The sequence below is a fragment of the Mycobacterium sp. SMC-21 genome (assembly GCF_045310825.1).
Taxonomy (GTDB): Bacteria; Actinomycetota; Actinomycetes; order Mycobacteriales; family Mycobacteriaceae; genus Mycobacterium.
Genome location: NZ_JBJIAO010000066.1, coordinates 1 through 11,464 on the forward strand (window position 1 = coordinate 1; position 11,464 = coordinate 11,464).

The 11,464-nt window shown below is 69.6% G+C and carries 10 protein-coding genes and 1 pseudogene; 8 read left to right on the plus strand and 3 right to left on the minus strand.

The genetic code is table 11. The features are described from left to right. Nucleotides 1–77: 77 nt before the first annotated feature. The 6 genes and pseudogenes from ACJH6H_RS28975 to ACJH6H_RS29000 form a co-directional block, all read left to right on the plus strand. Nucleotides 78–515 (plus strand): annotated as a pseudogene (locus ACJH6H_RS28975) (dihydrofolate reductase family protein); the annotation flags it as partial. Between the two features lie 36 nt (nucleotides 516–551). Beyond that, on the plus strand, nucleotides 552–2,123 hold the full coding sequence (locus ACJH6H_RS28980) for an alpha/beta fold hydrolase (protein ID WP_204158322.1): 1,572 nt from the start codon (nucleotides 552–554) through the stop codon (nucleotides 2,121–2,123). A gap of 35 nt (nucleotides 2,124–2,158) precedes the next feature. Further along, nucleotides 2,159–3,436 (plus strand): arabinofuranan 3-O-arabinosyltransferase, encoded by a 1,278-nt coding sequence (gene aftC / locus ACJH6H_RS28985; RefSeq protein WP_406776324.1) that lies wholly within the window; start codon nucleotides 2,159–2,161, stop codon nucleotides 3,434–3,436. Continuing rightward, nucleotides 3,433–3,849, plus strand: a complete 417-nt coding sequence (gene msrB / locus ACJH6H_RS28990) for a peptide-methionine (R)-S-oxide reductase MsrB (RefSeq protein ID WP_212811659.1) — start codon at nucleotides 3,433–3,435, stop codon at nucleotides 3,847–3,849. The genes aftC and msrB overlap by 4 nt, the downstream gene beginning before the upstream one ends. Before the next feature lie 3 nt (nucleotides 3,850–3,852). Continuing rightward, complete coding sequence (locus ACJH6H_RS28995) at nucleotides 3,853–4,932, plus strand: VIT1/CCC1 transporter family protein (protein ID WP_406776325.1); 1,080 nt, start codon at nucleotides 3,853–3,855, stop codon at nucleotides 4,930–4,932. Next, entirely contained in the window at nucleotides 4,932–6,311 is a 1,380-nt protein-coding gene (locus ACJH6H_RS29000) for a DUF2252 domain-containing protein (RefSeq protein ID WP_406776326.1), read from the plus strand. Before ACJH6H_RS28995 ends, ACJH6H_RS29000 begins: the two co-directional genes overlap by 1 nt. Before the next feature lie 5 nt (nucleotides 6,312–6,316). Here the strand turns inward: ACJH6H_RS29000 and hemQ are convergent, their stop codons facing one another. The 3 genes from hemQ to hemE are packed head-to-tail and all read right to left on the minus strand — an operon-like array spanning nucleotide 6,317 to nucleotide 9,442. Then, nucleotides 6,317–7,018 carry a hydrogen peroxide-dependent heme synthase gene (gene hemQ / locus ACJH6H_RS29005; RefSeq protein WP_020101812.1) on the minus strand — a complete coding sequence of 234 codons (702 nt, stop codon included), beginning with the start codon at nucleotides 7,016–7,018 and terminating at the stop codon, nucleotides 6,317–6,319. A gap of 14 nt (nucleotides 7,019–7,032) precedes the next feature. Next, nucleotides 7,033–8,385: a protoporphyrinogen oxidase gene (locus tag ACJH6H_RS29010; RefSeq protein WP_406776327.1), complete on the minus strand. Its 1,353-nt coding sequence runs from the start codon at nucleotides 8,383–8,385 to the stop codon at nucleotides 7,033–7,035. A gap of 7 nt (nucleotides 8,386–8,392) precedes the next feature. Continuing rightward, nucleotides 8,393–9,442, minus strand: coding sequence for a uroporphyrinogen decarboxylase (hemE, locus tag ACJH6H_RS29015; protein ID WP_406776328.1), 1,050 nt, complete (start codon nucleotides 9,440–9,442; stop codon nucleotides 8,393–8,395). Nucleotides 9,443–9,603: 161 nt separating this feature from the next. On the opposite strand from hemE, the gene ACJH6H_RS29020 reads away from it, so the two are divergent. After that, nucleotides 9,604–10,140 carry a DUF3000 domain-containing protein gene (locus ACJH6H_RS29020; RefSeq protein ID WP_020101815.1) on the plus strand — a complete coding sequence of 179 codons (537 nt, stop codon included), beginning with the start codon at nucleotides 9,604–9,606 and terminating at the stop codon, nucleotides 10,138–10,140. A gap of 4 nt (nucleotides 10,141–10,144) precedes the next feature. Continuing rightward, complete coding sequence (locus ACJH6H_RS29025; RefSeq protein WP_212811669.1) at nucleotides 10,145–11,383, plus strand: ribonuclease D; 1,239 nt, start codon at nucleotides 10,145–10,147, stop codon at nucleotides 11,381–11,383. Nucleotides 11,384–11,464: the final 81 nt, after the last annotated feature.

Below are 11,464 nucleotides of genomic sequence, written 5' to 3' on the forward strand. Positions count from 1 at the left end.
TGTGATCATCCCCGGGAAGGCGCGCCCACATTCACGCCGCCCTACCAAGGCTCATCCACAGGTTCTGATCATTGCTCGAGGTGCCGCCGATCGCGGTGATCACGCACAGCGCCGACATCCCGCACGACGCCAAGTTCTTCACCCGCACCGAAGTACCGCCGCTGATCCTCACCAGCCGCGATAGCATCGACGACACCTGCCGCCGGTTCACCGGGCTCGCCGAGGTCATCGACGCCTCCGGAACCGCCCCCGACCGCGTCGACCCGCACGCCGTGCTGCGCATCCTCGGCGAGCGCGGGCTGCGCCGGGTGCTGACCGAAGGCGGACCGTCCGTACTGAACATGCTGATCGAGGAAGACCTGATCGACGAGATGTGTGTGACCATTGCGCCGATCCTGGTCGGTGGATTCGCCCGGCGGATCGCCTCGGGCCCCGGCGAGGCACACACCCGGCTGCGCCGCAGCCACGTCCTCACCGATACCGCGGGTTACCTGTACACGCGCTACGTCCGCTGACCGGTCTCACCCACCGGCATCGCTACTGTGGTGGCCATGCGTCGCCGCCTGCTGCTCCCGGCCCTGAGCCTGTCGACCGTGGTGCTGTCTACGGTCGTCGCGGGATGCGCTCCGTTGCTGGCCGCCAACCCTCGCTACGTCACCGACTCCGGCGCACGCCCACAGGGTGCGGCAACCACCTCCAAGACACCCGACGGGCCGCCGCCGATCGCCGTGCCGAAGAAGGACATGACGTGGCATGAATGCACGTCCCGGGTGTTCGGCGACGCGACGGTGCCGGCCGTGCCCGGCGTCATCCTGGACTGCTCCGACTACGACGCCGATCTCGATTCCCTGGGCGGCTCCGCCGGGACCGTCAGCATCGGTGTGGTGCGGGCCCGGCTGGCGACGACACCGGCCGACGCCGGACCGATCGTCATGACCACCGGATCGGACATCCCGACGTCGCACCAACTGCCGGTGTGGCTGCAGCGCGGCGGCGTCGACCTGTTGAAGTCGCGCCCCGTCGTGGCCGTCGACCGCCGCGGTATGGGAATGTCCGCACCGCTGAGCTGTGTGTCGAGCAATGACCGGCAGGACCTCCTGGACCAGGCCCAGTTCCTGGCGGGCGACGACCAGGTGGCCAACCTGGCGAAGGTCGCGACCTCGGCCACCACCGACTGCACCGACAGCATCGCGCCGGGCGAGTCGGCCTACGACAACGCGCACTCGGCCGAGGATCTGGAGCGGCTGCGCAGCACCTGGGACGTGCCCGCGCTCGCCGTTCTCGGCATCGGCAACGGCGCCCAGATCGCGCTGGCCTACGCGGCGTCGCACCCCACCAAGGTCGCCCGGCTGGTGCTGGACTCCCCCTTGCCGCTGGGCATCTCCGCCGAAGCGACGGCCGAACAGCGGGTCAAGGGCCAGCAGGCGGCGCTCGACGCGTTCGCCGCACAATGCGTGGCCAACAATTGCCCGCTGGGTCCGGATCCCAAGGGCGCCATCGACGGCATGCTGGCCGAGGCCCGGGCCGGGCGCGGTGCCGGCGGCGCGTCGACGGCCGGTCTGGTCGAGTCGATCACCACGGCGCTGGGCTACCCGCGCGGCGACGGGCTGGCCAACACCCTGTCCCTCGCCGGTGCGCTGGCCGCCGCCCGCGGCGGCGACGCCACCGCGCTCAACGCGCTGAGCAAGACGGCCGAGGACACGCGCCAGACCGACGGGCAGTTCGTCAACCGATGCGACGACTCCGTCAACCGCCCCACCCCGGACCGCGTCCGCGAACTGCTGGTGGCCTGGCCCAAGAAGTACCCGCAGTTCGGCGCCGTCGGGGCGCTGAGCCTGGCGCCGTGCCTGAGCTGGCCCAGCAGTCCCGCACCCGCGGCCCCCAAGGAACTGAAGGTGCCGATCCTGTTGCTGGGCACCCACAACGACGCCATCGTGGGCGGCGATGGCGTCGCCGCCGTGGCGGCCATGGCGATCAACGCGGGCAACAACAGCCGCCGTGTCATGTGGCAGGGCACCGGCCACGGCACCCTCGTCTACACGACGGCGTGTGCCCTGCCCCCGGTGCAGGGCTACCTGACCACCGGCAAGCTGCCGGACACCGACACGTTCTGCCCGGCCTAGCAAGCCGGTCCGGCACCCCGTTATAGGGTTCGGTGGTGACGCGCCCTCTATCGCTCCTGAGCGTCTTCGGTCCCCGCACCGGCCCACAGAGCACCGCGAATATCGTTCGCAATGCGCTGTGGCCCATCGCGATCGTGTCGATCATCCACCGCAGCTACGTGCTGACGACCAACGGTTACATCACCGATGACTTCGGTCCGGTGTACCGCGCGGTGTCGAACTTCCGGCGGCACTGGGCCATCTACAACGAGCACTTCAACTACGTCGACCCGCACTACCTGTACCCGCCCGGCGGCACCCTGCTGCTGTCGCCGTTCGGGTTCCTGCCGGAGTTCGCGTCGCGGTTCTGGTTCGTCGCGATCAACTCGATCGCGATCATCATCGCTGCCTGCCTTCTGGTACGGCTGTTCAAGTTCTCGTTGACGTCGGTGGCGTTGCCCGCCCTCCTGCTGGCCATGTACTGCACCGAATCGGTCACCAACACACTGGTTTTCACCAACGTCAACGGCTGCATCCTGCTGGCCGAGGTGCTGTTCTTCACCTGGCTGCTGGACGGCAAGAAGAACCACGAATGGCTGGCCGGAGCCGCCATCGGACTGACCCTGGTGCTCAAGCCACTCCTGGGCGTCCTGCTGCTGCTGCCGCTGCTGAACCGGCAGTGGCGGGCCCTGGTCGCCGCGTTCGCGGTACCGCTGGTCTTCAACGCCGTGGCCTGGCCGCTGTCGGCCGACCCGATGGGCTTCGTGCGCAACACCGTGCCCTACATCTTCCAGACCCGCGACTACTTCAACAGTTCGGTCCTCGGCAACGGCATCTACTACGGCCTGCCGATGTGGCTGATCATGCTGCTGCGCATCGCTTTCGTGGTGCTTGCGGCGGCCAGCCTGTGGCTGTTGTACCGCTACTACCGCGAGCGCGACCAGCTGTTCTGGATGCTGACGTCGTCGGGCGTCCTGCTGATCACCTCGTGGCTGGTGCTGTCGCTGGCGCAGGGCTACTACTCGATGATGCTGTTCCCGTTCCTGATGACAGTGGTACTGCCGCGGTCGACGATCCGCAGCTGGCCGGCGTGGCTCGCGGTGTACGGCTTCCTCACCATGGACCGCTGGCTCATGTGGCGGTGGCCGACGACCGGCCGGTTCCTCGAGTACATCAAGATCACCTACGGCTGGTCGCTGATGCTCGTCGTGGTGTTCTGCGTGCTGTACTTCCGCTACCTCGACGCCAAGAAGGACGGCCGGCTGGACCAGGGCATCGACCCGTTGTGGTTGTCCAAGCCTCAGCCCGCTCCCACGGGTAGCGTGAGCGCATGAGCATTCCGCCGCCGAAAGTTGAACTCACCGACTCTCAGTGGCGGGAGAAACTGACTCCCGCCGAGTTCCACGTGCTGCGCGAGGCCGGGACGGAACGCCCGTTCGTCGGCGAATACACCGACACCAAGACCGAGGGCGTCTACCAGTGCCGGGCCTGCGGCGCCGAGCTGTTCCGCAGCACCGAGAAGTTCGATTCCCATTGCGGCTGGCCGTCGTTCTTCGACCCGGCCGACTCGGACGCGGTGATCCTGCGGGCCGACAACAGCCTCGGCATGCGACGCGTCGAGGTGCTGTGCGCCAACTGCCACAGTCACCTCGGACACGTCTTCGAGGGCGAGGGCTACCCGACCCCGACCGACCAGCGCTACTGCATCAACTCGATCTCGCTTCGCCTGGTTCCGGCCGAGAGCTGACACGTGGTCGCGCAGCCCACCGACGCACAGTTGCGGCGGTGGCGGCAGCACCTGGCCAACGAACGCGCCGAAGCTGCCGTCTACCGCGATCTGGCGCAGCGCCGTCAGGGCGCCGAACGCGACATCCTGCTCGAACTCGCTCTCGCGGAAGGCCGGCACGAGAAGCACTGGCTGACGCTGCTCGGCGATCAGGTGGGCAAGCCGCATCGGCCCGACCTGCGGACCCGGGCCCTCGGGTTTCTCGCCCGGCACCTCGGCTCGGTGTTCACCCTCGCGCTGGCGCAACGGGCCGAAGCGCGCTCGGAGTACGAAACCGACGTCGACGCCACGCCGACCATGGCCGCCGACGAGCGCATCCACATGGAAGTTGTTCGCGCCCTTGCCAGTAGAGGCCGCGACCAGCTGTCGGGCAGCTTCCGCGCCGCGGTGTTCGGCGCCAACGACGGGCTCGTCAGCAACCTGGCACTGGTCCTGGGCATCGGCGCCACCGGGGTGTCGAGCGCGACGATCCTGGCCACCGGACTCGCGGGGCTGATCGCCGGGGCCCTGTCGATGGGCGCCGGCGAGTACGTCTCGGTCAACTCGCAACTCGAACTGCTCGAGGCGTCGACGCCCAGCGCCACCGCGGGCACCGCCGTACGGGCGCTCGACGTCGACGCCAACGAACTCGAGCTGGTGTACCGGGCCCGCGGGATGAGCCCCGAGGACGCGGCCGCCCGCGCCGCCGACGTGTTCGCGAGCCTACGGGCGGGCGCCTTGGCCGACTCGCCGCTGGGCGAGGTGTCGACCGAGAAGCACGAAGCCGTGGGCACCGGTTTGCGCGCCGCGGTGTCCAGCTTTCTGTTCTTCGCGTCCGGCGCGCTGATCCCCGTGCTGCCCTACCTGTTCGGGCTCACCGGCATCACGGCCGTCGTCGTCTCGGCGGTCCTGGTCGGGCTGGCGTTGCTCTCCACGGGCATGATCGTCGGCCTGCTCTCCGGCGGCCCGCCGCTGCGACGAGCGTTGCGCCAGTTGATGATCGGCTATGGCGCGGCCGCGGTGACGTACGTGCTGGGCCTGCTGTTCGGGACCGCGGTCGGCTGATGAAGCAGTCGGTGCAGGAACGCCGCGATGCCGGGCGCGTCGCCCGCGCCAGGCTCCCCCGAGCGGCGCTGGCCGACGTCCACATCACCGCCGACCGCCCCGACCCGGTAGCTCTGCTGCAGTCGCAGGCGACCTCCCGGATCGCCGACCTCGTCCCCATCCGATACGGCCGGATGCTGACCTCGGCACTGGCGTTCTATCGCGGCGCGGCCCTGATCATGGCCTCAGATTTGGCGGCCGGCCCACACACCGGGCTGACCGCGCAACTGTGCGGCGATGCCCACCTGTGCAACTTCGGCCTGTTCGGCTCACCCGAACGCAATCTGGTGTTCGACGTCAACGACTTCGACGAGACCCTGCCCGGGCCGTGGGAATGGGACGTGAAGCGGTTGGTGGTGAGTCTGGCAATCGCCGGCCGGGACAACGGCTTTCAAGCAGACGCCCGCGCGGAGGTGGTCCGCAGCTGCGTCAGCGGCTACCGCACCCGTATGCAGGAGCTGGCCGGCATGGGCGAACTGGCGGCCTGGTACACCCAGACCACCGTGGACGCCGAGTTGCAGAACAGCGTCGACACCAAGTTCGCCCGCGAGATCCAGCAGACCGCGGCCAAGGCCCGCGCCCATGACAGTCTCCAGGCCGTCGCGAAGCTGGCCGAAACGGTCGACGGCCAGAGCCGGCTCATCAGCCGACCGCCGTTGGTGGTCCCCATCGAGGAACTGGTCGGCGCGGACCGGGCCCGGCAATACGAGCAGCAGATGACCCCGTTCATGCAGCGCTACCGCGACAGCCTGGAAGACAGCAGGCGGGTCCTCATCGAGCGGTTCGACTACGTGACCATGGCGCGCAAGGTGGTCGGCGTCGGCAGTGTCGGTCTGCGGGCGTGGATCGTGCTGCTGACCGGGCGCGACAGCGGCGATCCGCTACTGCTGCAGATGAAGGAGGCCCAGCCGTCGGTCCTGGAGCGGTTCCTCGGCGCCAGCGCGTATGCGAATGCCGCCCAACGGGTTTCGGTCGGGCAACGGCTGATGCAGGCCAGCAGCGACATCCTGCTCGGGTGGCTGCACGCCGTCGGGCCGGACGGCTACGAGGCCGACTACTACGTCCGCCAGCTCCACGACTGGAAAGGTGCGGTGTCGGTGCAGACATCGAGCCCGAAGCTGCTGGCCGACTACGGACGGGCCTGCGCCCACGCACTGGCCCGGGCCCACTCCCGCACGGGCGATCGCATCGCGATCGCCGCCTACCTCGGCAGCAGCGATGCCGCCGATACCGCATTGACCCGGTTCGCCGAGGCCTACGCCGACCAGAACGAGCGCGATTTCACCGCGCTGCGCGACGCTGTCGCCGCTGGGCGGGTGACCGCCGAGTCCGACCTCTGACTCGGTCAGGGCAGGTTGGCGACCAACTGCTCGATGCCGACGCGCGGGCCGGTGAAGAACGGCGTCTCCTCGCGGACGTGCCGGCGCGCGTCGGTGTAGCGCAGCTTCCACATCAGCTCGACGATGCGAGCCAGGTCCGGACCCTCGAAGGCGAGAATCCACTCGTAGTCACCCAGCGCGAACGCCGGCACGGTGTTGGCGCGGACATCGGGGTACTCGCGGCCACCCATGCCGTGCTCGACCAGCATGCGGCGACGATCGTCGTCGGGCAGCAGGTACCAATCCAGCGACCGCACGAACGGGTAGACGCAGATGTAGTCGCCCGGGTCCTCGCCCGCGATGAACGCCGGCAGGTGGCTCTTGTTGAACTCGGCCGGACGGTGCAACGCGACGGCGCTCCACACCGGCTCGGTGGCGGCACCCAGCGCCGTGCGACGGAAGCCGGTGTAGGTGGCCTGCAGGTCCTCGACGCGCTCGGCGTGGGTCCACATCATGAAGTCGGCGTCGGCCCGGAAGCCCGCCACGTCGTACAGCCCACGGACGACGACGCCCGCGTCTTCGCGCTTCTTGAGGTACGCGGCAGTCTCGGCGGCGATGCCGGCCCGCGACTTCTCGTCCGCCGGCAACTCGTCCGGCTGCACCGCGAAGACCGAGATCATCATGTACCGGGTCACCGCGTTGAGGGCGTCGTAATCGAGCTTGGCCATGCGTCTATCGTGCCCTATCGCGGAACGCCGCCACCGACCACCTCCATGGCCGCCCGGGTTCCCGACGCCACGCACGCCGGCACTCCGATGCCGTCCAGATAGCCACCCGCGACGGCCAGTCCCGTGGGCAGCCCGGCGCGCAGCTCGTCGACGAGTTCGAGGTGCCCCGGACCGTACTGCGGCATGGCATCGATCCAGCGCTGCACCAGGTAGTCCACCGGCTCGGCGGTGATCCCGAACAGCGCCCGCAGGTCCTCCAGCGACCATGCCAGCAGCCGGTCGTCGCCGACGTTGCGGGCCAGATCGTCACCGAACCGGCCGTACGACAACCGCAACAGCTCGACGTTGCCGCCGCGTCCCCACTTGCGCGACGTGAGGGTTATCGCCTTGGAGTGCAACGCTTCTCCCGCGGCCATCAGGACGCCGGACTGCTGCGGCAGCGGTGTGCCGCCGGGCAGCGCGAGGGCAACGACTGCCGCGGACGCGATGGGGATCAACCGCGCCATGGCCGCACTGCCCGGCGCGATGTTCTCGAGCAGCTTGGCCACGCGCGGCGCCGGCAGCGCCAGCACCACGGCGTCGGCCGACCAGTACTTGCTCTCGTCGTCACGCAGTTGCCAGGCCCGGCCCACCGAATCCAGTGCCTCGATACCGACCTGCGCCCACTGGGCGCCGGTCCGCCGGACCAGTTCGTCGAGGAGGACGGCGTACCCGCCGTCGACCGCGCCGAACACCGAGGCGCTCGTGGGTGGCGCCGCGGCCAGCACCGAGGCGACCGCCGCCGTCAGACTCGGGGCGCCGCGATCGAGCGCGGCGGCCAGCGCGGGCACCGCACTGCGGATGCCGATGGTCTTGGCCGAACCGGCATAGACACCGGCCAGCAGCGGGTCGACCGACCGGGTCACCACCTGGGCGCCGAACCGGTCACCGACCAACTGTGCGACGGTCGGGTCGGCATCCAGCTGCCAGTTGAGGGGTCGGTTCGGCTCGCTCGCGATCTGCGCCAGTGTCGCGTCGTCGACCAGGCCGCGCAGGTTCGCGCCCGGCCCGGGGATGCCCTGCATGGTGCCCTCGGGCATCGGGTGCAACCGGCCGCCGCTGTAGATCAGCGGGCGGACGCCGGTGGTGCCGATCTGCCGCAGGCCCAACTCTTTCAGCAGCGACGTGACCTCGGGCCGACGGGCCACGAAGGCCTCGGCGCCGACGTCCAGGGTCTGACCGGCGAGCCGTTCGGTGCGCAGGACACCACCCAGCCGGTCGGCCGGATCGAAGATCGTGATGCGTGCCGCAGGGTCGGCCTGGCGCAGCCGGTACGCCGCGACCAGACCCGAAATGCCCCCGCCGACAACGCAATACGTCTTGCTCATGCGTGGCTCACAACGAATGGGCCAGCGCCACCGCTTCGGTGACCACACCGGGATCGGTAGACGGCAACACCCCGTGGCCGAGGTTGAAGATGTGCCCGGCGGCACCGGCCTCGACGGCCCGGCGCCCGTCCGCGACAACCTGGCGGACGGCGTCGTCGACCACGCGCCAGCCCGCCAGCAGGACGACCGGATCGAGGTTGCCCTGCAGGGCCTTGCCCGGACCGACCCGGCCCGCGGCGTCGACGAGGTTGGTGCGCCAGTCGACGCCGACCACCGTCGCGCCGGCTTCGCCCATGGCCCCCAGGAGCTCGGCGGTGCCGACGCCGAAGTGCGTCATCGGGACGCCGTGGTCTTTCAGGGCGGCGAAGATGCGGGAGCTGTGCGGCAGCACGTAGTCCCGGTAGTCGGCGAGTGACAGGGTGCCGGCCCAGGAGTCGAACAGCTGGATCGCGTCGACGCCGGCGGCCAGCTGGGCGCTCAGGAACTCGATGGTGAGGTCGGTCAGCTTCTCCATCAGGTCATGCCACGTCGCCGATTCGCCGAGCATCATGGCCTTGGTCTTCTCATGGTTACGGCTCGGGCCGCCCTCCACGAGGTAGGACGCGAGCGTGAACGGCGCACCGGCGAAACCGATCAGCGGCACGTCGCCCAGTTCCCTGGTGAGCAGGCCGATGGCCTCCGCCACCGGCGCCACCTGATGCGGCTCGAGCGGCTTGATGCCCTCGACGTCATCCGGGGTGCGAATCGGGTGAGCGATCACCGGGCCGACGTCCGGCACGATGTCCAGATCGATCCCGGCGGCCTTGAGCGGCACCACGATGTCCGAGAACAAGATGGCGGCGTCGACGCCGTGACGGCGCACCGGCTGCATGGTGATCTCGCAGACCAGCTCGGGGTTGAAACACGCCGAGAGCATGGTGTGGGTGGCGCGCAGGGCGCGGTATTCGGGCAGGGACCGGCCGGCCTGCCGCATCATCCACACCGGGGTCCGGTCCGGGGTGCGGCCGGTGGCGGCAGCCAGATAGGGCGATTGCGGCAGTTCACGACGGGTGCTCATCACCGCTAATGCTGCCATGTCCGCATCGGCCGCTTATACCCTGTCGCGCGGCCAAATATCGGGCTATCGGCGCGCCTGCTTACGCGACCGGCCTGATCGGGCTAGCGTCCCAGAATGTGACCTCCGCCGAGCCGGCCCAATTCCGCACTGCTGTTGCGGCAATGAACGCCGCCACCGTGCGCCCGGAGATCGAACTCGGCCCGATCCGTCCGCCCCAGCGGCTGGCTCCCTTCAGCTACGCGCTGGGCGCAGAGGTGCGTCATCCCGACGCCTCCGTGGTCCCGGAAAGCTCGGAGGGCGACGCCTTCGGACGTCTGATCCTGCTGCACGATCCCGAAGGCGCTGAAGCCTGGGACGGCACCATGCGTCTCGTCGCCTACATCCAGGCTGATCTGGACTCCACCGAGGCCGTCGACCCACTGCTGCCCGAGGTGGCGTGGAGCTGGCTGGTCGATGCGCTCGAGTCGCACGCCGACGGCGTCACCGCGCTGGGCGGCACCGTCACTGCCACGACGTCGGTGCGCTACGGCGACATCTCCGGCCCGCCGCGCGCCCACCAGCTGGAGCTGCGGGCGTCGTGGACCGCGACGTCGCTCGAGTTGGGACCGCATGTGCAGGCGTTCTGTGAGGTGCTCGAGCACGCCGCCGGACTGCCGCCTGCGGGCGTGACCGATCTGGGTTCGCGCACCCGCGCGTGACCGCATGACTGACGCTGATCCGGTCGAGACGTCTGACGACGATCCCGACATCACTCCCCTGCTGGCACCTGCCGACGGCGTGCCACCCGTCGCCGTCTACGCGAGCGACATCGCCCGCGCCGGTGAGCTTCTGGCGTCCGGCCACGGCGCATTCGCGATCGATGCCGAGCGGGCTTCGGGCTTCCGCTACTCCAACCGGGCCTACCTGATCCAGATTCGCCGTGCGGGTGCCGGCACGGTGTTGATCGACCCCGTCAGCCACGGCATCGACCCGCTGAAGGCGCTGGCGCCGGTGGCCGAGGTCGTCAACACCGACGAGTGGATCCTGCACGCGGCCGACCAGGATCTGCCGTGCCTGGCCGAACTGGGCATGAGGCCGCCGTCGCTGTACGACACCGAGCTGGGCGGACGGCTCGCCGGCTACGACCGGGTGAACCTCGCGGCCATGGTGCAGCGGTTGCTGGGGCTGGGGTTGAAGAAGGGCCACGGCGCCGCCGACTGGTCGAAGCGCCCGCTGCCGGCGGACTGGCTGAACTACGCAGCACTGGACGTCGAGGTACTGCTGGAACTGCGGGCCGCAGTGGCCGCGGAACTCGAGGCGCAGGGCAAAACCGAATGGGCCGCACAGGAATTCGAGTACATGCGGACTGTCGAACCGAGCCCGACTCGGCGCGACCGCTGGCGGCGGACGTCGGGCATCCACAAGGTTCGCAACGGTCAGGCCCTGGCCGCGGTGCGCGAACTGTGGCAGACCCGCGACCTGATCGCGCAGCGGCGGGACATCGCGCCCGGCCGAATCCTGCCCGACGCGGCGATCATCTCCGCGGCCGTCGCCAATCCGGACACCATCGAAAAGCTCACGGCGCTACCGATTTTCGGCGGCTCGCGACAGAAGCGCAGCGCGCAGGTGTGGCTCGACGCGTTGGCCCGGGCCCGGGAGGCCGATCCGCCGGCGTCCGAACCGAACAATGGGCTGCCGCCACCGGCGCGGTGGTCGCGCCGCAAGCCCGAGGCGTTCGAACGGCTGGAGGCCTGCCGCAGCGGGCTGACGCTGCTGTCCGAGCGGGTGTCGGTACCGACCGAGAATCTGCTGACGCCGGAGACCGTGCGGCGGCTGTGCTGGGACTGGCAGCCGGTTCCCGACGTCGCCGCCGCGGTCGATGAGTTCCTGGCCGCGGCCGGCGCCCGGCCCTGGCAGCGGGAACTCTGCGGCCCGGTCCTGGTCGCTGCCCTGTCTTCCTAGCCTTTTCCCGCGAGCGGCCATTGCTCCTATGTCAAGCAGCGAGTGCTGTTTCGGGTTTTTGGTGTGATCGGTTGAGGTGCA